The 24971-nt window shown below is 64.3% G+C and carries 19 protein-coding genes, 1 tRNA gene and 1 pseudogene; 14 read left to right on the top strand and 7 right to left on the bottom strand.

Annotation, left to right across the window (positions count from 1 at the left end; genetic code table 11):
• Window positions 1–42 precede the first annotated feature (42 nt).
• Window positions 43–885 carry a class C sortase gene (locus BMON_RS01570; RefSeq protein WP_237745281.1) on the top strand — a complete coding sequence of 281 codons (843 nt, stop codon included), beginning with the start codon at window positions 43–45 and terminating at the stop codon, window positions 883–885.
• 38 nt (window positions 886–923) lie between these two features.
• On the opposite strand, the gene BMON_RS01565 is transcribed toward BMON_RS01570, so the two are convergent.
• The gene (locus BMON_RS01565; protein WP_033512366.1) at window positions 924–1973 is read right to left on the bottom strand and encodes a Gfo/Idh/MocA family protein; all 1050 of its coding nucleotides are present in this window, start codon (window positions 1971–1973) and stop codon (window positions 924–926) included.
• Window positions 1974–2316: 343 nt separating this feature from the next.
• Here BMON_RS01565 and BMON_RS01560 point away from each other — a divergent pair, with 343 nt between their 5' ends.
• Complete coding sequence (locus tag BMON_RS01560; protein WP_033512367.1) at window positions 2317–3267, top strand: aldo/keto reductase; 951 nt, start codon at window positions 2317–2319, stop codon at window positions 3265–3267.
• A complete protein-coding gene (locus tag BMON_RS01555) occupies window positions 3264–3698 on the top strand; it encodes a very short patch repair endonuclease (RefSeq protein ID WP_033512368.1) in 435 nt (144 codons plus the stop codon). The genes BMON_RS01560 and BMON_RS01555 overlap by 4 nt, the downstream gene beginning before the upstream one ends.
• A gap of 135 nt (window positions 3699–3833) precedes the next feature.
• On the opposite strand, the gene BMON_RS01550 is transcribed toward BMON_RS01555, so the two are convergent.
• Entirely contained in the window at window positions 3834–4598 is a 765-nt protein-coding gene (locus BMON_RS01550) for a DUF4391 domain-containing protein (RefSeq protein WP_033512369.1), read from the bottom strand.
• Window positions 4599–4920: 322 nt separating this feature from the next.
• Between BMON_RS01550 and BMON_RS01545 the strand changes: the two genes are divergently transcribed.
• From BMON_RS01545 to BMON_RS01520, 6 genes are all read left to right on the top strand, one after another.
• The gene (locus BMON_RS01545; protein WP_081882754.1) at window positions 4921–6228 is read left to right on the top strand and encodes a pyridoxal phosphate-dependent aminotransferase; all 1308 of its coding nucleotides are present in this window, start codon (window positions 4921–4923) and stop codon (window positions 6226–6228) included.
• Between the two features lie 188 nt (window positions 6229–6416).
• Window positions 6417–7406 carry a ketopantoate reductase family protein gene (locus tag BMON_RS01540; RefSeq protein WP_033512370.1) on the top strand — a complete coding sequence of 330 codons (990 nt, stop codon included), beginning with the start codon at window positions 6417–6419 and terminating at the stop codon, window positions 7404–7406.
• Between the two features lie 227 nt (window positions 7407–7633).
• On the top strand, window positions 7634–8542 hold the full coding sequence (locus tag BMON_RS01535; RefSeq protein WP_081882798.1) for a MetQ/NlpA family ABC transporter substrate-binding protein: 909 nt from the start codon (window positions 7634–7636) through the stop codon (window positions 8540–8542).
• A 106-nt stretch (window positions 8543–8648) separates the two neighbouring features.
• The gene (locus tag BMON_RS01530; RefSeq protein ID WP_033512371.1) at window positions 8649–9686 is read left to right on the top strand and encodes a methionine ABC transporter ATP-binding protein; all 1038 of its coding nucleotides are present in this window, start codon (window positions 8649–8651) and stop codon (window positions 9684–9686) included.
• Window positions 9683–10342 carry a methionine ABC transporter permease gene (locus tag BMON_RS01525; protein WP_033512372.1) on the top strand — a complete coding sequence of 220 codons (660 nt, stop codon included), beginning with the start codon at window positions 9683–9685 and terminating at the stop codon, window positions 10340–10342. Before BMON_RS01530 ends, BMON_RS01525 begins: the two co-directional genes overlap by 4 nt.
• Before the next feature lie 146 nt (window positions 10343–10488).
• Window positions 10489–11358 carry a hypothetical protein gene (locus tag BMON_RS01520; RefSeq protein WP_152595749.1) on the top strand — a complete coding sequence of 290 codons (870 nt, stop codon included), beginning with the start codon at window positions 10489–10491 and terminating at the stop codon, window positions 11356–11358.
• 86 nt (window positions 11359–11444) lie between these two features.
• Here BMON_RS01520 and BMON_RS01515 read toward each other — a convergent pair.
• A tRNA-Arg gene (locus tag BMON_RS01515) sits at window positions 11445–11517 on the bottom strand.
• Window positions 11518–11643: 126 nt separating this feature from the next.
• A complete protein-coding gene (locus BMON_RS01510; RefSeq protein WP_033512374.1) occupies window positions 11644–12675 on the bottom strand; it encodes a bile acid:sodium symporter family protein in 1032 nt (343 codons plus the stop codon).
• Window positions 12676–13592: 917 nt separating this feature from the next.
• Between BMON_RS01510 and BMON_RS01505 the strand changes: the two genes are divergently transcribed.
• On the top strand, window positions 13593–14630 hold the full coding sequence (locus BMON_RS01505) for an endonuclease/exonuclease/phosphatase family protein (protein ID WP_152595750.1): 1038 nt from the start codon (window positions 13593–13595) through the stop codon (window positions 14628–14630).
• An 80-nt stretch (window positions 14631–14710) separates the two neighbouring features.
• Here BMON_RS01505 and BMON_RS01500 read toward each other — a convergent pair whose 3' ends face one another.
• Window positions 14711–15073, bottom strand: coding sequence for an exodeoxyribonuclease VII small subunit (locus tag BMON_RS01500; protein ID WP_081882753.1), 363 nt, complete (start codon window positions 15071–15073; stop codon window positions 14711–14713).
• A gap of 94 nt (window positions 15074–15167) precedes the next feature.
• Window positions 15168–16472, bottom strand: coding sequence for an exodeoxyribonuclease VII large subunit (gene xseA, locus BMON_RS01495; protein WP_051917745.1), 1305 nt, complete (start codon window positions 16470–16472; stop codon window positions 15168–15170).
• A gap of 304 nt (window positions 16473–16776) precedes the next feature.
• Between xseA and nrdD the strand changes: the two genes are divergently transcribed.
• From nrdD to BMON_RS01480, 3 genes are all read left to right on the top strand, one after another.
• On the top strand, window positions 16777–19170 hold the full coding sequence (gene nrdD / locus BMON_RS01490) for an anaerobic ribonucleoside-triphosphate reductase (RefSeq protein ID WP_033512375.1): 2394 nt from the start codon (window positions 16777–16779) through the stop codon (window positions 19168–19170).
• 201 nt (window positions 19171–19371) lie between these two features.
• On the top strand, window positions 19372–20079 hold the full coding sequence (gene nrdG, locus BMON_RS01485) for an anaerobic ribonucleoside-triphosphate reductase activating protein (RefSeq protein WP_081882752.1): 708 nt from the start codon (window positions 19372–19374) through the stop codon (window positions 20077–20079).
• Window positions 20080–20237: 158 nt separating this feature from the next.
• Window positions 20238–21512 (top strand): glutamate-cysteine ligase family protein, encoded by a 1275-nt coding sequence (locus BMON_RS01480; RefSeq protein ID WP_033512488.1) that lies wholly within the window; start codon window positions 20238–20240, stop codon window positions 21510–21512.
• 93 nt (window positions 21513–21605) lie between these two features.
• Here the strand turns inward: BMON_RS01480 and BMON_RS01475 are convergent, their stop codons facing one another.
• Window positions 21606–22280: a TetR/AcrR family transcriptional regulator gene (locus BMON_RS01475; protein ID WP_081882751.1), complete on the bottom strand. Its 675-nt coding sequence runs from the start codon at window positions 22278–22280 to the stop codon at window positions 21606–21608.
• A 325-nt stretch (window positions 22281–22605) separates the two neighbouring features.
• Between BMON_RS01475 and BMON_RS01470 the strand changes: the two are divergent.
• Window positions 22606–24723: pseudogene (locus BMON_RS01470) on the top strand (glycoside hydrolase family 3 C-terminal domain-containing protein).
• Window positions 24724–24971: the final 248 nt, after the last annotated feature.

Raw genomic sequence — 24971 nt, 5'->3', positions numbered from 1 at the left:
TGGAGACTGCGGTGGTATGCCTTGGTACCCGCACTCATGGTGATGGCAGATCTCGTCGTTCTTACGTATCCATCCGCGGCCGCCTGGTTCGCCCAGTACGACCAGTCCCGGGTCATCGCGACCAGCGTCGAACAGATTGATTCGGGCACACTCTCGCCGTCCATCACCCAGCAGCTGCGCGAGGCGCACGAGTATAACGACGCGTTGTCATCGGGGGCGGTGCTGGAGGCGAACCATCGGCTGCCCACCGGCGCTGGCATGAGCAGCGATACGAAGGCATCGCTCGATTACAACACGATTCTTGTGAATCCGTCAGGCACTATGGCGAGGCTGCGCATCCCCGCCATCGATGTGGATCTGCCCATTTACCACGGGACCTCCGATGCGACGTTGCTCAAAGGCGTCGGGCACCTGGAGGGCACATCCCTGCCGGTGGGTGGCAAGGGCACCCACGCCGTGCTGACCGGCCATCGCGGCCTGGCCACCGCCACCATGTTCACGAATCTCGACAGGGTCAGAAAGGGCGACACCTTCACCATCGAGGTCATGGACCAGGTGCTCACCTATCGGGTCCATGACATCAGAGTCGTGGATCCGTCCGACACCGCCTCATTGAAGGCGGAGCCGGACAAGGATCTGGTGGCTCTGGTGACCTGCACGCCGTTGGGAATCAACTCGCAGCGCATCCTGGTGACGGGGCAGCGTGTGACTCCGACGCCGAAGAAGGATCGTGACGCGGCTAAGCGACCATCCGGTCTGCCCGGATTCCCATGGTGGGCGGTCATACTGTCCGCTGGAGCGGTCTCGTCCGTCGTCTTCGTATGGCGTTCGGGGTACCCGCCCAGGCCGAGGTCCGCACGGGGAACGATGCCGCGACCCCGCTGAACCGCCCGGCGTTCCGGCGTCGCATCCAGCCCGGGAGGTTACTCCTGTTCGAAGGGGAAACGCAGACCCCACTGCCCCCGGATGTCGTCCATGAGCCGCATGATCCGCAGCGTGTCCGTATGCGGCGCTTCAGGGCATTCGCGCGCGCCGTCGAGGATCGCGTTGGCGGCCGAGGCGACCTCGTACTCATAGCCGGTGAGCTGTTCGGGCATGTCGACGTGCTTGACCAACCGGTAGTCGCGGTCGTACACATCCACCGCACTGATGTCATTGATGTTCCGGCAGATGAGGTGTCCGTCCGTGCCCCATACGACGCCGTCGCGGTCCGAGATCGAAACCATCGAGGAGTAAGCCACGGCCATGACGGTGTCGGGGTAGAACAGGGTCGTCGTGCTCTGCGCATCCACGCCGGTCTGGTAGGGGGTCATCGCGGTGGCCATGCGGTCGTAGGGCCTGCCCTCGAGGATCATGTCGACGAAGTTGAGGGGGTAGACCCCGACGTCGAGCAGGGCGCCACCGGCCAACGCGGGGTCGGTCAGACGGGCCTTGCCGGTGATCGTGTATCCCAGGTTCGCGCTCACCGTACGAATCTCGCCGATGATGCCCGAGGCCAGCAGATCGTGGATGATCGTGCGCGAGGGCATGTACCGCGTCCAGATCGCTTCGGTGCACAGCAGACCGGTCTCGCGCGCCGTGGCCAGCAGTCGTTCGGCCTGCGCCGTGTTGGCGGTGAACGACTTCTCCACCAGGATGTTCTTGCCCGCCCTGAGGCATTGTTCGCCTTGCTCGGCATGCAGGCTGTGGGGGGTGGCGATGTAGACCAGATCGACCTCGGGATCGGCGAGCATCTCCTCGTAGGATCCATAGGACACCGGCAGGCCGTACTGCCGGGCGAAGTCGGCGGCGCGCTCACCGTCGCGGGCGGCCACGGCATATGGTTTGACCAGGTTCGTGTACCTCGGGTCGTCGGCCATGCGATTGAGGGTCAGCGCCATGGCGTGGGCGATGCCACCGGCGCCCAGGATGGCCACCTTGATCTTCCTGCCCTGCTGCTGCGCCTCGGCGCGCTTACCGTTGAGTGTGCTCATCACCGTCTCCTTCGTCGTGTGGGTGCCCGTGAACCGTCGTATGCGGGTCCGATCGGCTCGTCATCGTGCGGTACCAGTGTATCGCGGGCATATCCGATGGCTTCGTTGTGGGGGCCGTGGCACACCGACCCACTCCCACCATTCGTGACATCACATGGTCACGTTTCCCGCCGCGCCCCGACCATAGGGGAGTGTCGGTCGTCAGAGCAGATGCGTACATCAATGCGCAGGGATTCGACCGGACCGGTGCTTATGGCTGAATCCACGGTGTCGCGTTGCGCATGCCAGGCTTCGTAACTACAAATGGTTGCTAATGGTATTTGCAGATGGGAAGGAGCCACATATGGCGACATTGGGACAAGGCGGACCTGAAATCTATCCTCTGGTTCTGGGCACGAACACGTTCGGCTGGACCAGCTCGGAGAACGACACTCGCACGGTGTTGGATGATTTCGTTACCGCAGGCGGCAATCTGATCGATACCGCCGATGTCTATTCGGCGTGGGCTCCGGGCCATTCCGGCGGTGAATCCGAAATCATACTCGGCCGTTGGCTGGCAACAAGCGGTAAGCGCAGCAAGGTGCTCATCGCCACCAAAGTCTCCCAGCACCCTCAGTATCCAGGACTTGCCGCACGCAATATCGAAGCCGCCGCCAATGAGTCATTGCTCCGTCTGGGTACGGATGTGATCGACCTCTATTACGCGCATTTCGACGATGCCAAGACGCCTCTGGAAGAGACCGCCGCCGCCTTCGACAAGCTCGTCAAGGAAGGCAAGATCCGCGCCATCGGCATTTCGAACTATTCGGCGGAACGTGTCGAGGAATGGTTCCGCATCGCCCGCGCCAACAACCTGACGTTGCCTGTGGCACTTGAACCTCATTACAATCTCGTGACCCGTAAGCACTATGAGAGGAACCTGTTACCCGTTGCACGGCGGGAGCACCTGGCAGTGTTCCCGTACTTCGCGTTGGCCGCTGGATTCCTCACGGGCAAGTATCGCAGTGAAGACGATCTGCAAGGCAAGCAGCGCGCCGGCATGGTCAAAGGGTACTTCTCGAAGGAAGGGCTTGACGTGGTCGCCGCTCTGGATGACGTGGCCAACGCGCATCACGTGGCCATCGCCACCGTTGCGCTGGCTTGGTTGCGTCATCAGCCTCAGATCGCCGGACCCATTGCCTCGGCTCGCATCCCTGAGCAGTTACCCGCACTGCTCGATTCCACCAAGCTCGAACTCGGCGACGACGAGCTCGCCCGACTCGACAAGGTTTCAGCTACCGTTCCAGAGCGGTGAGCGGGGAGCGTTACGCGCGCAGCACCCGCAGCTACACGATGTCGCGGATACGCGGCAAGGACACCGGCATCGAGGTGATGGTCCGGCGCTACCTGTTCGCGCGTGGTTTACGCTTCCGCAAGAACGACAGACGATACCCCGGCCACCCCGACGTCGTGCTGCCGAAGTGGCATGCCATCGTCTTCGTGAACGGCTGCTTCTGGCATATGCACGAGGGGTGTGCCAAACACAGCATGCCCAAATCGCATGTGGAATTCTGGAGCGCCAAACTGCTGCGTAACCGCGAACGCGATCGGGAACAGCACCGGGCGCTGCGGGAGGCGGGGTGGCGCGTGATCGACGTGTGGGAATGCGAACTCGGACGCGATACGCGTGACGAACGCCTTGAGCGCCTCTACCGTGAGATCACGGAGAGCGGGCCGACGGCCTGACGTGTGTCGGTCAAGCCGCCGGCGAACGTGCAGCACAACGGTCCGCCGCCGACATCATCACCGTGGTCGGCGGGCCGGCGGATCGATGACGGCGCCGCGCCGATGACGGTTCGCCATCGACCCGGCGCGAACGGGTCAGCGCTGGTCCAACCGGCCCAGTTCAGTGCGGATCTTATGGAGTTTGGCGTAGATCTCGTTGCGTTGCGCCGGCTGCTTGGCTCGTGCGTGATCCTTGGTCAGCTTGGCCTCCTGCGCCCGCAGGGTCTCGATATGCGCCCGCGCCGCCCATCGTCCGTCGAAATCGGCGCCATCCGTGCTGTCCAGCACCGCCTGGGAGCATAGGGAATCCCACAGTGCGCCGAAATCGGCGCCGTGGAGTTCGAGGCGCATCGCATCGGCCGGGCGCCACGGCCCGACGAGCACCGCGGTCTGCTGCGGATGCCCCGGCTTGCCGGGCATAAGGCGGCGCATGGCCAAGGCGGCTTCCTGCCGTTGCGGCTCGCGACCGTGCTCGGTATGGCCCGACGCCTGCTGGGAAGAAGGTTCGTCCGACGGGCGATCGCGTACGCAGACGAAGACGATGCCCGAACGGCGCAGTCCGGCGATATGGTCGAGCACTTCGATCGGGGCGGCGGCGCTGGAATGCCGCACGCCCATGACCAGAATCTCCTCGAGTTTGGGCGTGCCGGCGATACCCGTGTTCGTCGGGCGCAGCATGGCCAGCATGGTGATGGCCTCGATGTCGTTGACGAACCGCTGCTTGAGTTTCGAGGAGACCGGGGTGCGCGCGTAGAACATCGCGGTCGGCAATGTGCCCTTCTGTCGGGGTACGGCCGTCGCGTCGGGCAGCCCCAACGTGGATGCGCTTATGGAACCGCACTGTGCCTGTGTCGCCGTCATCGAAGACCCTCTTTCGTTCGTCGCCCGGCGCATCAAAACCCCGACCGCCTGACGACTGTGGTGTTGCTTTGTATCCTAGCGGTTCGACGCCCTGCCGCGCCACGATATCGCCGGCCCGCGGAACCCGGGGTCGTTGCGGCCTACTCCCGATGGGGGTTGAGAACGGGGCATAACCAATAGGTATAGGTGCGTGGGCGTTCGGGGAGGGCAAACGTCCGTAAGATGGCGCTGTCGCGCAGAGTGAACGCCCAGAGCAAATCGCCGAGAGTAAGTCCGCGCAGAGTGAACGCCCAGAGCAAGTCGCCCAAAGTAAGGAGTGCCCATGGCTCAACAACACGATCGAGAACATGATCGAGATCCCCGCGGGTCCCGGGAGTACCGGGGAACCCAGGGGGAGCCGACCGCCGGACGGTCAGTGGCGTCTCCCGTGGCGCCGGCATCCGGCCGGGTGGCGACCGAAGTGGCGATTGCCGGGCGGGTCGGGGGAATCCCGGCGAATCCGTTCGCGGTCTCTGATGTGCGTGTGAGGAAGGCCCAGGCCGCCGGCGCCGACGTCATCGATCTGAGCAAAGGCAACCCCGACGGCGAGCCTCCCGAATTCATGCTTGACGCCGCCGTCACCGCCGTTCGCGACCGTGCGAACTTCCGATACCCCGCTTTCGCCGGCAAACCCGCCTTCCTGCAGGCCGCCGCACGGTGGTATGCCCGGCAGTACGGCGTGGCGCTCGAGCCGGCTTCGGAGCTGCTCGCGGTGGCGGGTGCCGGTGTGGGCATCAGCGAGGTCATCGAGGCGCTCATCGACCCCGGCGACCTGGTCGTGATGATCGACCCGTATTATCCGCAGTATCGCGGATCGACCGCGGTCGCCCAGGGCAGGATCCACCTGGTCGAAGCGCAACCCGAACTGGGGTTTCTCCCCGATCTGCAGGCCGTCCCCGAGCGGGTGTGGGACGAAGCGAAGCTTCTCATATTGAACTATCCGAACAATCCCACCGGCGCCGCGGCGACGCCGGAGCTTTTCGCCATGGCCGTGCGGCTCGCCAAAGCGCATCATTTCACCGTGATGCATGATTTCGCCTACGCCGGCATCGGATTCGACGCCCACCCGCCCATCAGCCTGCTGCAGACCCCGGGTGCGCTGGATGTCGGCGTCGAACTGTGCTCGCTCTCGAAGATGTACATGGTGGCCGGATGGCGCGCGGGGTTCGTCGCCTGTCGCCCCGAGCTCATGGCGGCGGTCCGGGTCGTGCATGAGCAGACGAGCCTGCTGGTCACCTCCGTGGTCCAGGATGCCGGCGCAGCGGGGCTCAACAGCGATCAGGCGAGCGTGCGTGCGCTCGCGGAGCGGTATGCCGGCAGGTATGAGACGCTGCGGGACGGCCTGTCTCGGGCCGGACTCGAACTCGTGCCGTCCCACGGCGGGCTCTTCGGATGGTTGCGTGTACCCGATGGCTGGTCCGACCAGGATTTCGCCTTGTGGCTGTTGGCTCATCCCCATGTCGCCGCCATCCCCGGATCGGATTTCGGTCCGGCCGGTGCGTCGTATGTCCGTTTGAGCCTGCTCGTGCCCGAATCCGTATTGCACCGTGCGGCCGAACGCATCGCCCGTGCCCGCGGCGATGCGTGGTGACGCCGAGAGCACACCGCCGTATTGTGCGCCGCCTGGCCGGCGACGGCCTTCGGGCAGCTTCGGGGCCATGAGGCCGGCGGCGCAAACGAATGGCAATGAATGACAAGCCATGACAACGAATAACAACGAATGACAACCAGTGATCGTACGAATCACGATGACCATCTGACACAGGAAAGGCGAGGACTATGAAATATGCAGTGATCGGAGCGGGCGGCATGGGTACGCAGTACGGCGTACTCCTCCAGGAGTTCGCGGGCAAGGACGTCGACTTCATCGACACCTGGAAGCCGAACGTCGAGCGGATACGCGAGCAGGGCGGCACCTACGTCTCCCAGGACGGCCGGGACCGCCACCTCGTACCCATTGACGTGTATTACCCCGAGGAGTACGAAGGGGATCCGGATGTGTGGATCGTGTTCCTCAAGCAGATGCAGCTCGAAGCGGTGCTGAAGCGATGCGCGCCGTTGTTCAAGGAGCATCAGGTCGTGTTCTCGGCCATGAACGGATACGGCCATTTCGAGATCCTCGCGCGGTATTTCGACACATCCCGGATATACGGCGGCACCGCGCTCATCGGCGCGAGCATATACGGCCCGGGCGATGTGAACTTCACGGGCGGCGCCCACGCCAAGTCCATGAACATGTGCGCCTACGACGGCCATGGCGCCGACAGTGATCCGACGGAGCGGACGATCTGCGGTGATTTCACCGCGGCGACGCTCAACCCGACGATCGTCGACGATTTCATGGGCATGTGCATGGCCAAGATCGTGTTCAATTCGGTGCTCAACACGCTGTGCACCATGTACCAGATCCGCTTCGGCGAATTCATGCGCCATCCCGGCGCCCGCCGCATGACCGAGCAGCTGGTCGACGAGGCGTATACGGCCGCCGAGCATGCCGGCATCACGCTGCTGGGGACGCGCGACTCTGAGGTGGACACGATATGCCACACCGCCGGAGTCGCCCACCCGCTGCACTATCCCTCCATGTACCAGGACCTCACGAAGGGCCGTCCCACCGAGGTCGACTACATCAACGGCTACATCGCGCGCATCGGGCGCGAGCATGGCTACGTCTGCCGGCTGCATGAGTTCGTGACCGAGGAACTGCATCTTGCCGAGCTCGCCTTCTCCATCCACCACCCCGAATATGCGAAATCGTCGCAGCGCTGATTCGTTGCGGTGACGCGGTTGTTGAAACGGCCATAACCAACGCCGATATCGCACAGGGTGTGTGACGCCCGCCCAGCCTTTACGCTCGGAACCACTCGGCCGACAGATCGTGACAGGAACGACAATGATCGGCCGAATCCGTCCCCTGATGCATGGTTCGATCGGTCGGGGCGGGCGATGACCGGCATCCTTGGATGCCCCACGAGATCGGTGAGAGGAAGCACACCATGACCAGCACATATGAAACCAGCACAGCGCACAGGTCCGCATCGGCGGGGCGGGGCCCCCTGGCACGGTGGGTGAAACGCCTGACCGCCGTAACCGCCGCCGTCGTGGCGTTCGGCACCGGTCTGTCGGCGTGCGGAGCCTCATCCGCCTCCAAGGACACCCTGACCCAGACCGGCGGCCACACCAAGGTCGTCGTAGGCGTGTGCCCCGGTCCGTACGGCGAGATGGTCGAGGACGTGCTCGCACCCCTGCTCAAGGAACATGGGTACACGCTCACGACCAAGCTGTTCAACGATTACGTCCAGCCGAACAAGGCGTTGGATTCGGGCAGCATTCAGGCCAACTTGTTCCAGCACATCAACTATCTGCGCAAGTTCTCGGCCGACAACCATCTCGACATCGTCTCGCTCGGCCAGGTGCCCACGCTCGGACTCGGCGTCTACTCGAACAAGTACACCAAACTCAGCCAGATCCCCGACGGGGCGACGGTCTCCATCGCCAGCGACGCCAGCAATCTCGCTCGGTCGCTCGGTGTGTTGCAGCGGAACGGCCTCATCACGGTCAAGGGCGACGTCGACGACACCAAGGCCACCGTCAACGATATCGCGACGAACCCGAAGCATCTCAAGCTCAAGACGATCGATGCCGCGCAGTTGGCCCGGTCGCTGGCCAACGTGGATGTGAGCCTCGTGCCCGGCAACTTCGCCTGGGCCGCGAAACTCAAGCCGTCCGCGGCCCTCGCCGTCGAACGCCAGTCCGCCGGGGTGATCAACGTCGTCGCCGTGCGCAAGGCCGACGCCAAGACCCCGTTCGCCAAGGAGGTCAAGCGCCTGCTGGTGAGCCAGGAGTTCAAAGACAAGATCGCGCACAGCAAGTTCGCCGACTTCGGCAAGCCCACCACCTGGTGAGTGCCGAGAGCGAACGAATCGCTCAGAGTCACGGAATCGACGAGAGCGGCGTGATCGCCGCATCGTCGGGCGGGGCACAGGATGCAGGACGGAGATGAGGAGGACCATGAAGGCCATCGAGTTGCGTGATGTGGAGGTCGCGTTCCACGAACGGGGCAGGGAGGTGCGCGCCGTCAGGGGCGTGTCCCTGAACGTCGAACAGGGTGAGGTGTTCGGCATCGTCGGGTTCTCCGGAGCCGGCAAGAGCACGCTCGTGCGCACCATCAATCTGCTCGAGCGCCCCACCGCCGGCCGGGTGCTCATCGACGGCAAGGACATCACTGATGCCCGCGGGGCGGCGCTGCGCGGGATCCGGCGATCCATCGGCATGGTGTTCCAGGGCTTCAACCTCGTGGGCAACATCACCGTGGGGGCCAACATCCGTTTCGCGCTCAAGGCCGGCGGATGGGATCTCGAGCATTGGGCCGGCCGCACCGAGGAACTGTTGCGGTTGGTCGGGCTGAACGACAAGGCGACGAGTTACCCGGCCGACCTGTCGGGTGGCCAGCAGCAACGCGTCGCGATCGCCAGGGCGCTCGCCAACAATCCGAGGATCCTGCTGTGCGACGAGGCGACGAGCGCGCTCGACGTCGAGACGACCGAGGGGATCCTGGATCTGCTGCGCGATATCAACCGCACGTTGCATATCACCATCGTGTTCATCACCCATCAGCTCGATATCGCCAAGCGGATCTTCGACCATGTCGCGGTGATGGAGGAGGGGCGCGTCGTCGAGCAGGGGGCGACGTTCGATGTCTTCAGCGCACCCCAGCACCCGACCACCACGGCCCTGGTATCGCGATACCTTGATGTCGCGCTGCCCGAGCAGATTGCGCCCGATCTGCCCGAGGGGACGCTGGTGGAGCTCAAATATCGGGGCGATGCGGCGTTCGAACCGCTCATCACCGACATCGCCCGCACCTACGACGCGTCCATCAGTGTGCTGCACGCCAATATCGAGTATTTCGGGACGCGACCCATCGGCGTGCTGGTCGTGCTGGTGGCAGGCGAGGCGCGGCGTACCGGAGAGGCCTTGGCGCGGTTGCGTTCGCGAGTCTTAGGATACCGGGTGCTCACGCGTGCGGGAAAGGATGATCGACGATGAACGAAACATGGACCATACTGCAGGAGAACCTGCCCCAGGCATTGGCCGACACCGCCTACATGGTCGTGGTATCGGGGGTGGTCGGCGTGGCGCTCGGCTCCGCGATCGGCTTCGGTCTGTTCCTTACGGGCAACCGGCTGTTCCATCCCAATCGCGTCGTCAACGACATCGTCGGATTCGTCGTGAACGCGATCCGCTCGCTGCCGTTCCTCATCGTGCTCGTCGTGCTCATTCCCGTGGCGCAATGGTTGACGGGGGATCCCTACACCCCGACCGGCGGCGCCATCTCACTGGCGATCGCGGCCATACCATTCTTCGCCCGCATCGCCGAAGGGGCGTTCTCGGAGGTGGATCATGGTCTGCTGGAGGCGAGTCAGGCGACCGGGGCGAGCACGTGGCATATCCTGTGGGGCGTCATGCTGCCTCAGGCGCTGCCTTCGCTGGTGCGGGGCATCGTGCTGACGGTCATCTCACTCATCGGATTCTCCGCCATGGTCGGGGCGATCGGGGCCGGCGGCATCGGCGATATGGCCATCCAATACGGCTATAACCGCTACGACACGGGCGTGCTTGTGGCCATCGTGGTGATATTGGTCGTGCTGGTCCAGGTCATCCAATGGATCGGCGACCGCATCGCCGCACGTTTGACGCATTGAGCGGTCCGGCCGAGGGGTCGGGGCCATGCGGGCAGCGCGCCCGCGCCCGGCGCCGTGGCGGGGAGACCTACACTGGGCGTGCCGGGCCCATGCCGATGGGCCGCGATACGCGGAAACGAGGGATACCAGTGGGATGGTTCGCAACGATGGCATCGAGATTCTCCAAAGGTGGAGCGAATGCGGTGAGGATCGGCGTTCCCCTCACGGTGCGCAGGGCGAAGCAGACGATGTCGAGGCTCGTCCTCCGACAACCGTTGACGGCCCTGCGGCCGACCGCCGAGGCGTTGTGGGAGGTGCAGCGGACGCTTCCCATGCTCGTCACCGCGTCCATGGATCATTACTGCAACGGACCACGCCTGGTGCGTTTCCAGAACTCCGGTGGTCGGCAGATCGACGTCGACGCGGTCGCGCGGATGCACGGCGAGGCCGGCGTGCTTGGGGATGCCGTGAGCATACAGCATATGCTCGGTGATATCGATGACCGGCGTGGTCATCTCGGTGCCGACGAGGTCGGATCGGTGGATTGCACGCCACTGGCCCAGGCCACGGCCCGTGCGCTGGCATCGTCGGCGATGGGGGAGCCGGAGTCCGGGCAGGAGCCCGGGTCGGGACAGGGCGAGCCGCTCGGATCAGCCCGGCGCCGTTGGCTCTTCGCGCTCTACGATCAGGCGCCCGATATCGTGGAAGCGTGCGGCGGACGCATCACTCCGTTGTTGGAGGCGTTGCGAGGCGCCGGCGATATCGCCGCTCAAGGTGTTGCCGATGGCAATGCCGGTGCCGTTGGCGGCACGGGCTCCGATGCGAACAGTGGTACCACTGCCGACACCGCGACACTGGACGCCGCGATCGTTAGTGCCCTTGACGTCGACCGTGACGTCAACCATGACGGTGCGCTTGATGCCCAATGGCGTGCGGCCATGCTCGATCCGGCGGCGACGACCACGGCCTACATGACCGGCATCGACATCCTGCGTAGGCACGGTCTCGAAGTCCCCGCGACCGTCGAGTTGGTGTGACGGTCGTCGTTATGCAGCCGTGATGTAACCGGTCATACGACGAATCCCCGGATCATACGTCATGCATGATCCGGGGATTCTTGTCGTGCCCGAGATGAGATTCGAACTCACGACACCCGCTTTAGGAGAGCGGTGCTCTATCCCCTGAGCTACCCGGGCAACATGTTGTATTGTACACGCCTGAAGGCCGGCGCCGCCGCGTATGTCATGCGGGCCACCGGCCTTCGGGTTCGGTTCACGGTGTCGGCGTTCGGCGCCATTCGCGAACCGTGGACGAATCCGGGGTCAGTCGGTCGCGGTGGCCATCGCCGGGACGGTGGCCGAACGCTTCTCTCCGTTGTCGGAATCGTGGGCGATCGCGTGCTTGTCATCATGCGCGCGCCACCAGGCGGAGAGCACCGAACCGGAGATGTTGTGCCACACGCTGAAGAACGTCGAGGGGATGGCCGCGACGGGTGAGGCGGCGAACGACGTCAGAGCGAGAGTGGCGCCGAGACCGGAGTCCTGCATACCGACCTCGAAGGTGATGGCCTTCTGCTGCGCGTAGCGGAAGCCCTTCGGATACACGCGGTACATGAGCTTGGAGAAGCCGAACCCAAGGGCGTAGCCGGAGAGATTGTGCAGGATGACGACGGGGATGGCGAGCAGCGTCGCGGCGCTGAAGAGGCGGGGCTGGTTGGCGGCGACGACCACGCCGATGATGAGCAGGATTGCGACCTGGGACACGATGGGCAGCGCCACGGTGACCTTCTCGATCTTCTCACGGAAGATCATGTGGCAGAGCACGCCGAGGGCGACCGGGAGCAGCACGACGGTGAGGGCGTTGATGAACAGGGACTGCCACGGGATGGCCACGTAGCGCGAGGCGAGCAGCTGCATGAGCAGCGGGATCATGAACGGCGCGAGCAGCGTGGAGAGCACGCCGATCGACACGTCGAGCGCCACGTCATCGCGGGACAGGAAGCTCATCACGTTCGATGAGGTGCCGGACGGGCAGCAGCCGACGAGGATGACGCCCACGGCCAGCGGGCCCGAGAGGTGGAAGAGCCAGCACAGGAAGACGGCGACCAAGGGCATGATCACGTAGTGCGCCACCGTGCCGACGATCACCATGAGGGGCTGCTTCAGGATGCGTCCGAAATCGTCCAGCGACAGGGTCAGGCCCATGCCGAAAAGCACTACGCCGAGCAGATACCCGGTGTAGCTCTTCGCCCAGAGGCTGGTGGCCGGAACCGCGTAATTGAACGCGGCCCAGACGATGACGATCAGCGTGAACCACTTGGTGAGCCAGGCGGCCGCTTGTTTCGTTCTATTCATGGTGTTTCTTCTTTTCTCTCTCTTATGGGTGGTCCGGAGGCCGGATGGCGATGTCGCCGAATGGGGCGGCATGACCGTGGCGTCTCGGGCCAAGTCTGGTGGACGACCGTCGAATCGACCTCGGAAGCGGGGGCCGACGGTCGCGTCATGTGATGGACACGATGTGGGTGACGGCGTGCGAATGATGACGTGCAATCAACGACGTGCGGCGGACACTGTGTGGCGGGCCACGTGTGGCGGGCAACGCATGACGTGTGCTGCGATACGTCACGTATCAAGGACAACATGCGATACGCGGCGTGCGGCGGTTCGCGAACGGTGATCCGACCGCTGGTGGCGGGATGATGGATCGTCGGATTACTGATCAGATCACAGATATGGGGAACTGATGCACATCACAGATGAACGGCACGTACGCGGTGACATGCTTGTGGCTGTTCTTCGCGTGGAATCGGTGCTGCGTCGTGATGCGCGCGGACGATTCGCGGTGTCCATCATATGAAGGGTGTCGTGATGCCCGGCTGATAAGCGGGCCATGCGACGGGAGAAATCTACGGTTAGCGCGCCAGCAGGGACGCGATGATAATTCGACGGACGACGACGATGGTGTTCATCGTAACGACCCGCTGCATCATATTGCGCTCCATGTGGAACCCTCTCCCAGTGCTATTCTCCTGCCGACCGAAGGGCCGGCGTGGTGCCCCCATTGTGGGAGCCGTCGCCGAGTATGCCAAATCGGCGACCACTATGTGAACTCAATCGTGAGATGGCATGGCGGGTCATGCCCGCACTGGGGGAGCATTCAAGGGGTCGTTCAGGGGGGGTATTCCAAGGTCTCGTGACGGTGTGGCCCGATGTAAGGCAATGCGCAGGTTATCGGGCTATCGTCTGAGCAGTCATTCGAGAGGAACCACCGTATGAGCCGTACCATGCCGTTGCCCATCAACACCCGCTCACGCCGCAGACATCGCCTGCTCGGCGCGCTTTCGGGGCTTCTGGCCTTTGTCTCGTTGCTGTCCGTCCTGGCCAGGGCGCTGCCGCAGGAGCTGCAGGCGTTGCCGTATGTGCCGGTCGTCGTCTCGTTCACCCCGTGGTTCATCCTGGTGTCGGCGTTGTCGCTGTTGTTCGCGCTGGTGTCGCGTCGGTGGGGTGTGGCCTTGATCATGACGCTGTGCCTGTGCCTGCAGTGCTGGTGGCAGTATCCGTTCTTCGCGGGATATCATGCCTCAGCCGGCACGAGGGCCTCCTCCTCGCGGTCGTCGGACGACGCTGCAAGCATCCCCGTGCGCGTCATGACCTTCAACGTCTATAAAGGCCAGGCCGATCCCTCGGCCATCGTGGAGATCGTCAAGCAGGAGCACATCCAGGTGCTCACCATGCAGGAGACCACCACGGGATTCGTCGAGGCGCTCAACCGCGCCGGCATCGGCCATTATCTGCCGTACGCGCAGATCTCCTCGTCGGACGGGGTCTACGGCAACGGGCTGTGGTCCGCCACACCGCTCGGCGATCCGGTCGACGATGAGGTGGGCTCCAGCGCCTCGTTCATGCCCTCGGGCACGGTGAAGCTTTCCGGCGGCCGATCGCTGCGGTTCGTGAGCGTCCATACCACGTCGCCCAAGCCCGGCGTCTGGGGTCAGTGGAGGAACAGCCTTGACGAGTTGAGCCGCATGCGCTCGCGCACCGATGCGCGCTACGTGTTCATGGGCGATTTCAACGCGACCACTGACCACACGGTGTTCCGCGACTTCCTCGGCTCCAGATTCACCGACGCCGCCCAGGACGCCGGGCGCGGGTTCACGTTCAGCTGGCCGGCGAACCGGGGCGCGATCCCGGCGTTCGCCGGCATCGACCATATCGTCCTCGACGGCGGCATGGGGGCGGGGCAGGTGCATACCGTGCATCTGCCCGGCTCGGACCATAGGGCGCTACTGGCCACCATCACCGTGCGGTGATGGTGGGCGGGGGCACTTGGCCGCGTTCGGATCCTGGTGTCGCCCACTACTCCTGGGGCAGCCTGCTTACCAGCGGTCGCTCAGTCCAGATTCGACTGCGTTCCGGCGGTGTCCGCCGAGGATTCCTGCTGGGCCTGTGCGGCGTCGAGCTTTGCGCGCACTTCGCTGAGTAGTGCCTGGGCGCGTTTGGCCAGCGCCTCGCCGAGTTCCCATTGGCGCATCGACTGGTCGAGGTTGAGTCCGCCGGCCTCGAGCGCCTGCACGGATTGAATGAGACGGTCCCGTGCCTCCTCGTAGGGCAGTGCGGCGATCTCGTCGCGTTCCTTGGCGCTCAGGCTCGAAGCCGGCGCCGCCTTCGCGATGCCGTTGGTGGTGGTCGTCTTCTCCGTCGTGTCGGTGCTGGTGTCCGGTGTGCCGTCCTGTGCGGTGGTCTTCTCGCTCATATCATTGTCCTTCATCTGGTTGGTGTGTGCGGTCTGGTATTGGTGTCCCGCGGAGCGGTGGGGACTGCGCCGGTGCCTGCGGTGTGGCGGATCCTCAGTGTCCGGGCTCCACGCCGGTTGTGGTGGCGGTGAGGGTGCCACGGCGTAGGGTCACGGTCAGCTCGTCGCCGACCGCAATCGGCGATGTGTCATCCACCACGTGTCCGTCGCCCGTCTGCACCACCGCGTATCCGCGGTTGAGCGTCGACTGGGGGCTCAGGGCCGTCAAACTGGCGTGCAGCTTCTCGATGGTGAAGTCCGCGTCGTCCACGATTCTGGTCAGCCCCCGCTCCAGCCTTTGCGTGGCGTCGTCGAGGAACCGTTCATGCGGGTCCAGCATGGTTTCGGGGTGGAGGAGGCTGGGGCGTTGCGCGTAGCCCTCCACGAGCCGCAGTTCATTGTTGACCCGCGCGTCCATGCGCATGAACATCTGCATTCGGGCGCCGGAGACCAGCTGCCACTGTTCGCGCACGTCAGGGACCACGCGTTTGGCGGCGTCCGTTGGCGTCGAGGCACGCAGGTCGGCGGCCAGGTCGATCAACGTCCAGTCGTCCTCGTGCCCGACGGCGGTCACCAGGGGAGTGCGGCAATTCGCTGCGGCGCGCACGACACCCTCGTCGGAGAAGCCGATGAGATCCTCGAAGCTGCCGCCGCCGCGGGCGACGACGATGACGTCGACGTCCGGGTCCTGATCAAGGTGCTGTATCGCGGCGATCACGTCGGGAGGGCACTGCTGGCCCTGGACGTGGGCATGGACGACCTTGAACCGCACGGCGGGCCAGCGCAAGTTCACATTGGTGATCACGTCGCCTTCGGCCCGGGCCTGCGGGGCGCAGATCAATCCGATGCAACCGGGGAATTCGGGCAGCGGCACTTTGCGCTCCGAGTCGAACAGGCCCTCGCCCTTGAGCCGCTTGCGCAACTCGTCGATCTGCGCCTTCAGGTCGCCGGCGCCGACCCTGCGGATGTCGTCGGCCACGAAGCTCAGCCGCGTCGCCTTCATCCACACGTCGGGACGCCCATGCACGACCACGCGGTCGCCTTGGTGGAAGTCGCGCGCCTTGGCGACGAATTCCCGGAAACCCATGACGGGCAGGGAGATCTCGTCGAAATTGTCGCGCAGCGTGATGTATCCGGAGGTCGCGCGACGCATGTTGATCTCGACGATCTGGCCTTCGACCCAGGCGCCGGGCCATCGAGCGACGGCGTCGTGGTATTTCTGACTCAATATGCTCACGGGCCACGGGTTCTCGGCCGAGGTTTCCCTGGCCAGCCGGGGCAGCTCATCCAAAGGCCGCGGACCGCTGAGCGGGGGCTGCCTGTCGCGTGACGCCGAAGCGTATCCATATGCCGAACTCATGCATCCCAGCGTGCCCGCGGCAACGGACAATCATGGGCCGATCGCTCTGACCGCGGCGTTGGTTCGGGGGTGCTTGGACCGACACGCCACGACACACCGCGGTGCAGAACGGTTGAGCGTTGATCGCCGAGGATTGCCTGGATTTGGTGCGGTCGGAGCGTTTGGCGAAATACCGGGGATGACCACAATATGCGGGTGCTGCGGCGACACGTAAGTGGCATATCTAGTGCCGGAGAGGAGTATAGTAAGGAATTACCATTGTGTAATTTGTTGTGCTCAGACGAGCACCGGGGGAGGAATCGGCATGGAAACTCAGGTTCAGGACGCCAGGACGGCGGTTGGCACCCATCGCAGCGCGGTGCTCGTCGAGAAGCGCGATGGACGAGTCGTCGATTTCGATCCCATCAACATCATCAGCGCCGTGAAGTCGGCCTTCGCCGATCTCGACAAGCAGGTCGGCCCGGAGGAGGAGCAGCTGATTCGCGACCTGTCCAACCAGGTCGAAGCCGAGATCAAGGACCGCTATAACGGCCCCGCCAAGATCGAGGACATCCAGAACCTCGTCGAGCACGGCCTGATCGAGGACCACCTGTACGCAGTGGCTCGTAACTATACGAATTACCGCATGAACAAGGACATCGAGCGCGCAAAGGCGACCGATATCAACGAGGCGGTCAACCGTCTGGTCAACCGCGACGAGACCCTGGTGCGCGAGAACGCGAACAAGGATTCCAACGTCTACGCCACGCAGCGCGATCTGCTCGCCGGCGCGGTCTCCAAAGCCTCGGCCTTCTCCATGCTGCCCGATGTGGTCTCGAACGCCCATATGAAGGGCGACATCCACTTCCACGACGCCGACTACTCGCCGTTCACCTCGATGAACAACTGCTCGCTGCCCGATTTCGGCGATATGCTCGCCCACGGGTTCGCGCTGGGCAACGCGATGATGGATTCGCCGAAGTCCATCGGCACCGCCTCGACGCAGATCACGCAGATCATCAAGGACATCGCGGGCGCCCAGTACGGCGGCCAGACCGTGAACCGCGCCGACCAGATGCTCGAGCCCTATGCCAAGAAGGACTACGACAAGAACCTGCGCATGGCCCACGCCATGATCCCCGATTCCACGCCGATCGACGTGGTGCGCCGCATGGTCGAGGGCATGAAGGAGCAGGAGGCCGACAATCTCCACTTCGAGAACCGCGAGCCGCTGGCCCAGGACACGCCCTTCGACGATCAGGCCGACGAGCTCGAGCAGCTGCGTGAGGTCTACGCGAAGATCATGACCCGTAAGGCCATCTACGACGCCATGCAGACCATGGAATACCAGATCAACTCCAACCGCGTCTCCAACGGCCAGACCCCGTTCGTCACCGTCGGCTTCGGTCTGGGCACCTCGTGGTTCGCCCGTGAGATCCAGCGCGCCATCCTGCTCAACCGCATCCGCGGGCTGGGCAAGGACCGTCACACCGCCATCTTCCCCAAGCTCGTCTTCACCATCAAGCACGGCATCAACGCCGATCAGGGCGATCCGAACTACGACATGAAGCAGCTGGCGCTCGAATGCTCGACCAAGCGCATGTACCCCGACGTCGTGTTCTATGAGAACATCGTCAAGATCACCGGCTCCTTCAAGGCTCCGATGGGCTGCCGCTCCTTCCTGCAGGGCTGGATCAACCCCGACACCGGCAAGGACGAGGAGGACGGCCGCATGAACCTGGGCGTCGTCACCGTCAACATCCCGCGCATCGCCTTGGAATCGCACGGCGACAAGGACCGCTTCTGGAAGCTGTTCGAGGAGCGCATGAACGTGGCGCACCAGGCGCTGGCCTTCCGCATCATGCGGTGCAAGCAGGCCACACCGGTGAATGCCCCGACGCTCTTCCGTTACGGCGCCTTCGGGCGCTTGGGCGCCAATGACAGCGTCGACCAGCTCTTCAACCGCGAACGCTCCACGGTGTCGCTGGGCTACATCGGCCTGTACGAGGCGACGTCGGTGTTCTTCGGCAAGCACTGGATGCGCGACCACGGCTGGGATCCGGAAGGCAAGGAATTCGCCCTGTCGATCGTGCGTCGCATGAATCTGCTGTGCAAGCAGTGGAGCGCCGCCGAGGGTTATCACTATTCGGTGTACAGCACGCCCGCCGAGTCGCTCACCGACCGCTTCAACCGCATGGACCGTGAGAAGTTCGGCGTCGTCGAAGGCGTCACCGACCACGACTTCTACACCAACTCCTTCCACTACCCGGTGTGGATGTCGCCGACCCCGATGGAGAAGCTGGACTACGAGAAGGACTTCCCCTACCTCGCCTCCGGCGGATTCATCAACTACTGCGAGTTCCCCTGCCTGCAGTCCAACCCCAAGGCACTCGAGGCCGTGTGGGATTACGCCTACAACATCGGCATCGGCTACCTCGGCACGAACACGCCCATCGACCACTGCTTCGAATGCGGCTTCGAAGGTGACTTCGAGCCGACCGAGGAAGGCTTCCGCTGCCCCGAGTGCGGCAACTCCGACCCCGATAAGTGCAACGTCACCAAGCGCACCTGCGGTTACCTCGGTAACCCGGTCCAGCGCCCGATGGTCCACGGCCGCCACGAGGAGATCGCACACCGCGTCAAGCACATGTCCGGCGAGACTGGCCATGTGACCACCGGCAACGGCCAGATCCGCGAGTGGTTCGAAGAGACCAAGTAATACCGGTCGCTTCCGTGACGTCCCCGATCGTTTCCGGGACGTCACGGACTGTGAACAAGCCTTCGGTATGACGTTCGGGGCGGTTCGCCATATGGCGGCCGCCCCGAACGAGTGCGACGGGGGCAAAGTGGCTAAGTGGCTATGAGGTTACGCGGCCACGAGGCTATACGTCCGCGTCGAGACAGTATGTAAGGAGCACCCATGCCAGCAGCACCAACCAGACTGCATGATTTCTCACCCACCGACCGCAACCGCGGCCCGGCGATACCCAGCGCGCTGACCAACAACCCCAAGGCGGGGCAGTGGACCAGCGAACGGATGAGCCACAACATGGTGGCCGACTACAAGCGCTTCCTCATGACCGATGGCGAGGGCATCCGCTGCTCGCTGTACGTGTCGGGGTGCCCGTTCCACTGCGTCGAATGCTATAACGCCTCGATCTGGGACTTCCGCGCCGGCATCCCGTACACCCAGGAGCTCGAGGACCGCATCGTCGCCGACATCGGCCAGAGCTTCGTGCAGGGCATCACCTTCCTCGGGGGCGAGCCGCTGCTCAACACCGGTGTTCTGCTGCCCCTGGCCCGCCGCCTGCGCCGTGAGTTCGGTCACGACAAGGACATCTGGTGCTGGACCGGATACACCTGGGAGGAGCTCATGCGGCAGGGCGAGAGCGAGGACAAGCTCGAGCTCCTGCATGACATCGACATCCTGGTTGACGGTCGCTACATCAAGACCATGCACGACTCCCTGCTGCAATTCCGCGGCTCCAGCAACCAGCGGATCATCGACGTGCCACGCTCGTTCGAGCAGGGCAAGCCGGTCATCTGGGCGAAACAGCACGACCAGGAGCGCTTCATCCCCGAGATCTACGGCAAGGACCGCGCTGGCGGCGAGGGCGACGCCAGCTGAGGCGGCTCACGTCGCTGGCGCCGGCCGATCGGCGAGCCGGGCGTTCACGTGTCTGGAGTCCATCGTGTCGCCGCAAGTCGTATCGTCGGGGTTCCTCGCAGAGCGCAGACTCCGGGGATACCGGCGGACCTTAAGGTGCAGAGCCTAGAATGACCCATATGAAGACCCCTCGAGTGAATTACGCGCATCTGAACGCCACGGTCAACCCCAAGCACGTCGACAGCCTGCTGCGGTTCTTCGAACAGGGCTCCAAGCCGGTTCGCCAGGACGGGTTCGGTGTCGAGATCGAGCATTTGCCGGTCCGCAACGGCACCGATCTGGCGGTCAACTATTACGAGCCCAACGGCATCGAAACTCTGCTCAACCGCCTGCGGCCCTTCTACGACGCTGAGAAGGAGCATTGGGAGGACGGCCATCTGGTCGGCCTGGAACGCGACGGCATCATCATCTCCCTGGAACCTGGCGGTCAGGTGGAATGTTCGATTGGCGTGCTGCACCATGCCGAGGATCTGACGGCGTCGTACGCGAAGTTCCGCGGCGAGATGGATCCGGTGCTCGATGAGCTCGGCTTCCGTCTGGTCAACTACGGTTACCAGCCACGTTCCGGGTACGCGGACATACCGGTCAACCCCAAGCTGCGCTACGCGGCCATGGACGATTATCTCGGCCGGGTGGGCCGCTTCGGGCCGTGCATGATGCGTTGCTCGGCTTCCACCCAGGTGAGCATCGACTACGGCGACGAACACGATGCGATCGCCAAACTGCGCGTCGGCACGGCCATCGGCCCCATTCTGGCGTGGCTGTTCCGCAACACCCCGTATTTCGAAGGCGGCGACAACCCGTATCTGCTGCTGCGCCAGGAGATGTGGGACCATATCGACCCTCAGCGCACCGGCATCATCCCCGGGCTCTACGACGAGCGGTTCGGATGGCGCGACTACGCCGTGGATGTGCTGTCGACGCCGATGATGTTCGCCGACCTGACCCACACCCCCGAGGCGCAACGCGACGGCGAACGTCCGCTCGAGTTCGCGGCCTTCCGTGAGAACGCCGGGGAGATATACCCCGACCGCGCGCTTAACGACTACGAGATCGCCCATGTGCTGTCCACGCATTTCAACGACGTGCGGCTGAAGAACTTCATCGAACTGCGGCACTGGGATTCGCTGCCCATCGCACTGGCGGAACGGTTGACACAGACCGTGGGATCGTTATTCTACGATGACGCGCAGTTCGAACGGCTGACGTCGTTCCTCGATGGTGTGAGCGAGGAGGACGTCGCCGCCATGAAACAGGACCTGCAGTCCCGGGGCGCGGACAGCACGCCGTTCGGGCGGCCGTGGGACTTCTGGCGCGATTTCCTCGGCCTGCACGGATTGCAACGTCGGGCCGCGCCCGGCGATCCGCACCATCCCGACGTGTTCCAGCACTAGGGTCCAGAAACTAGGGTTCAGGAACTCAGGTTCCAACCCTAAGGTCGATGTCGGTCACGTTCGATTTTGGTCACGCGCCGGTTTTGACGCCGTTCATCGGTACTTGTCCCACAACGGCGAAGGCATGAGTGTGCGCTCGCAGCGCCGCCACATGGCGTTGAGGTCCTGGCCGGAGTCGCGCAACCAGCGCAGCTGCAGGCCGTCCATGAGGCAGAGTCCTGATTCCAATACGTCACGGGCGTCCACCGAGGGTGGGGCGGCCCATGGCACCTGCAGCGCGGCGCGCACCGAGGATCGCTCGCGACGGGCGAAGTAGTCATGCGCCGGGTGCTCCGGGTCCAGCGCCTCGGCGCTCAGGGTCGAGAACATCTGCACGAGTTCGGGTCGGCGGGCGTTGATCGCCACGACCTGGCGCAGGAATCGCGCCAATGAAGGTCGCGGCGTCGTGGTGGTCTGTGCCAGCACCCAGTCGGTCGCGGCGTCGTAGACGTCGGTGAGCACCTGGGTGAGCAGTCCCTCTTTGCTGCCGATATAGTGCAGCACGCCCGGTTTGGTGAGCCCGACCGTGGTGGCGATGCTCTGCAGCGACGTGCCGTAATAGCCGCGCCTGCCGAAGGCCAGCACCGCGGCGTCGAGGATCGCCTGGTGGCGGTCGGTCAACTGATGTGGGTCGGGGGAGGCGACCGATGCGGGGGAGTTGTGGACTTCGGGAGTATTGGGGGTGACACCCGGCTCGCTCTGTGATGCCGTGGTATGGGGCTTGGTCATGGGTCCTCGTTCTCCTCTGTGGTTCTCATGTGCTGGTTGCCCGCGAGGGTGTCACACAGCGTGGGCGTGCTGTGACTGGCGCACCGTGGATGCGTCGCGTGGGTGTGCGGCGTGGGCGTCCAGTGTGCACGTCCTGCGGGGCGGCGTCGTCCGGTCGAGGCGCGGCTTACTTGTCTTCACTACGATATCATGATAACCTACCTACCAATCGGTAGGTACGGTGTTGACGACGACGCCGCGCCGCGACACCGTTGGCGTTCGGTCCTAAGACGGGCCGGCATCACAGGAAGCACAGGAAGCGAAGGCATTCATGAACGAAACATCAATGGACGATGCGGCACGCAAGGCCACGGAGGCTCCCCGCGCACGTGACCTCAGCGTCGAGGAGCAGGCCAGCCTGACTTCGGGCGCAGACGCCTGGCACCTGCAGGGCATTGAGAGCAAGGGCATCGGGGGCTACATGATCACCGACGGTCCTCACGGCCTGCGCAAGACTGCCGGGGACACCGGAGCCATCGATCTCAATCACACGGTACCCACCACCTGCTTCCCGCCGGCGGCCGGCCTGTCCAGCTCCTGGAACCCCGAGTTGATCCGCAACGTCGGCGAGGCGATGGCCGAGGAATGCATCCAGGAGAAGGTCGCCGTCATCCTGGGGCCCGGCGTGAACATCAAACGCAACCCCCTGCGCATCTCCGCCAACGTTTCGGCCCGTGCGCTGCGCGAAATCTACCTGCCCGCCTTCGAACATATCGTGAAGACGGCCCAACCGTGGACCATGATGTGCTCCTACAACCGCATCAACGGTGAGCACAGCGCACAGAACCACTGGTTGCTCACACCGACCTGCTGCGTGGGGAGTGGGGCTACGACGCATCGTGATGAGCGACTGGGTGCCGACCACGACCGTGTGGCGTCGCTCAATGCCGGGCTCAACCTCGAGATGTCGCCGAGCTTCACCGACGAGCAGATCGTGAACGGGGTCAGGGATGGGCGAGTGGAGCCGAAGCAGCTCGAAACCATGGCCCAGGGCATGATCGACCTGTCGGCCAAGACCCGCAAGGCCATGGAGATCGAGGGGTATCGGTTCGACGTCGACGCGCACCATGAGATCGCCCGCCGGGCCGCCGACGAATCGATCGTCATGCTCAAGAACGATGCGAATGTGCTGCCCGCCGACCGCGGCGACAGCCTCGCCGTCATCGGCGAATTCGCCCGCACCCCGCGCTACCAGGGCGGCGGATCCTCGCACATCACCCCCACCCGCATGACCGGGTTCCTCGACGCCCTGCGCGAGGACGACGTCGACGCCCGGTTCGCACCCGGGTTCACGTTCGACGACGCCCCGCAGGATCCCCGTCTTACCGACGAGGCGCTTGCCGCCGCGAAGGCCAGCGACCGCATGCTCATGTTCCTCGGGCTGCCCAATCAGGCGGAATCCGAAGGCTTCGACCGCACCACGCTCGATCTGCCCGCCAAGCAGTTGGAATTGCTCGACCAGGTCACCCAGGTGAACGACCATGTGGTCGTCGTGCTGTCCAACGGATCGGTCGTGTCCGTGGCGCCGTGGCGCGACAAGGTCCAGGGCATCCTCGAGGCGTGGCTGCTCGGCCAGGCCGGCGGCCGCGCGCTCGCCGATGTGATCTTCGGCGATGTGAGCCCCTCGGGTAAGCTCGCCCAGTCCATCCCCATGCGCATCGAGGACGACCCGAGCCTGGTGAACTGGCCCGGAGAGGAGGGCCACGTCGATTACGGCGAGGGCGTCTTCGTCGGCTATCGCTACTACGACACCTTCGACCGCGAGGTCGCCTACCCGTTCGGATACGGCCTGAGTTACGGTTCGTTCGAGCTGCATGATGTGACGGTGCGTTGCACCGGCGATGCGGCGGCGAGCGTCGCCGTGATCGTGACCAACACATCCGAGGTCACGGCGGCGCAGACCGTGCAGGTCTACGTGGCCCCGCCGAAGGCCCGCGTGGCCCGCCCCCGGCATGAGCTCAAGGCCTTCGCCAAGGTCGCATTGGAGCCCGGCGAGTCGAAACGCGTGGAGATGGCTCTCGATGAGCGCTCGTTCGCCTACTGGTCGGAACGCTTCGGCGACTGGCGTGTGGAGGCGGGGCGGTACGTGATCGAGGTGGGCACCTCGAGCCGCGACATCGCCGACACGGTGACGGTCGAGTTGGAAGGCGACGGCAAGAGCATGCCGCTCGACGAATGGTCGACCTTCGAGGAATGGCGCACCGATCCGGTGGGCGGCCCGATCGTCGAGCAGATGAAACGCGACGCCGACGCCGGCCTGTTGCCTGCGTTGCCAGAACACAACGCCGGGGTCGAGCTGTTCCTCGACGGCATGCCCATCAATTCGATGACCGTGCTGCTGGGCAAGGGCGGCAAGGAGATCACCCGGTATCTGCTCGAGCAGTACGCCCGTCGCATCAAGTAGGGAGCGCATCGCCCGAGATGTCGGTAGCGCTAGCGGCACGAGAATCGCGGCGTGCGGCGTGCGGCATCCGGCATGCGCTGCCGGTGGTGCCCGCATCGCGTAGGGGACCGGGCGCTCACCGAGTAATCTTCGTCACATCAACGCGTCGTCGGAACTGACTTCGGTCGGCTCCGACGGCGCGTTGTCGTTGGCATGCCAACGATTCTGTCCATGACGCGGCGAACGACACGCCTGATGCGCCATGAGCG

The organism is Bifidobacterium mongoliense DSM 21395, assembly GCF_000741285.1.
In the GTDB taxonomy this organism is placed as follows: Bacteria; Actinomycetota; Actinomycetes; order Actinomycetales; family Bifidobacteriaceae; genus Bifidobacterium; species Bifidobacterium mongoliense.
Note: the sequence above shows the minus strand (reverse complement) of the source record. Positions and strands in the feature narration are given on the sequence as shown.

Excerpts from the sequence above, each read along its gene's own strand:
- BMON_RS01570 (WP_237745281.1), top strand. The coding sequence starts at position 43 with ATGGCAGATCTCGTCGTTCTTACGTATCCATCCGCGGCCGCCTGGTTC.
- BMON_RS01565 (WP_033512366.1), bottom strand. The coding sequence starts at position 1,973 with ATGAGCACACTCAACGGTAAGCGCGCCGAGGCGCAGCAGCAGGGCAGG.
- BMON_RS01560 (WP_033512367.1), top strand. The coding sequence starts at position 2,317 with ATGGCGACATTGGGACAAGGCGGACCTGAAATCTATCCTCTGGTTCTG.
- BMON_RS01550 (WP_033512369.1), bottom strand. The coding sequence starts at position 4,598 with ATGACGGCGACACAGGCACAGTGCGGTTCCATAAGCGCATCCACGTTG.
- BMON_RS01545 (WP_081882754.1), top strand. The coding sequence starts at position 4,921 with ATGGCTCAACAACACGATCGAGAACATGATCGAGATCCCCGCGGGTCC.
- BMON_RS01540 (WP_033512370.1), top strand. The coding sequence starts at position 6,417 with ATGAAATATGCAGTGATCGGAGCGGGCGGCATGGGTACGCAGTACGGC.
- BMON_RS01535 (WP_081882798.1), top strand. The coding sequence starts at position 7,634 with ATGACCAGCACATATGAAACCAGCACAGCGCACAGGTCCGCATCGGCG.
- BMON_RS01530 (WP_033512371.1), top strand. The coding sequence starts at position 8,649 with ATGAAGGCCATCGAGTTGCGTGATGTGGAGGTCGCGTTCCACGAACGG.
- BMON_RS01525 (WP_033512372.1), top strand. The coding sequence starts at position 9,683 with ATGAACGAAACATGGACCATACTGCAGGAGAACCTGCCCCAGGCATTG.
- BMON_RS01520 (WP_152595749.1), top strand. The coding sequence starts at position 10,489 with ATGGCATCGAGATTCTCCAAAGGTGGAGCGAATGCGGTGAGGATCGGC.
- BMON_RS01510 (WP_033512374.1), bottom strand. The coding sequence starts at position 12,675 with ATGAATAGAACGAAACAAGCGGCCGCCTGGCTCACCAAGTGGTTCACG.
- BMON_RS01505 (WP_152595750.1), top strand. The coding sequence starts at position 13,593 with ATGAGCCGTACCATGCCGTTGCCCATCAACACCCGCTCACGCCGCAGA.
- BMON_RS01500 (WP_081882753.1), bottom strand. The coding sequence starts at position 15,073 with ATGAGCGAGAAGACCACCGCACAGGACGGCACACCGGACACCAGCACC.
- xseA (WP_051917745.1), bottom strand. The coding sequence starts at position 16,472 with ATGAGTTCGGCATATGGATACGCTTCGGCGTCACGCGACAGGCAGCCC.
- nrdD (WP_033512375.1), top strand. The coding sequence starts at position 16,777 with ATGGAAACTCAGGTTCAGGACGCCAGGACGGCGGTTGGCACCCATCGC.
- nrdG (WP_081882752.1), top strand. The coding sequence starts at position 19,372 with ATGCCAGCAGCACCAACCAGACTGCATGATTTCTCACCCACCGACCGC.
- BMON_RS01480 (WP_033512488.1), top strand. The coding sequence starts at position 20,238 with ATGAAGACCCCTCGAGTGAATTACGCGCATCTGAACGCCACGGTCAAC.
- BMON_RS01475 (WP_081882751.1), bottom strand. The coding sequence starts at position 22,280 with ATGACCAAGCCCCATACCACGGCATCACAGAGCGAGCCGGGTGTCACC.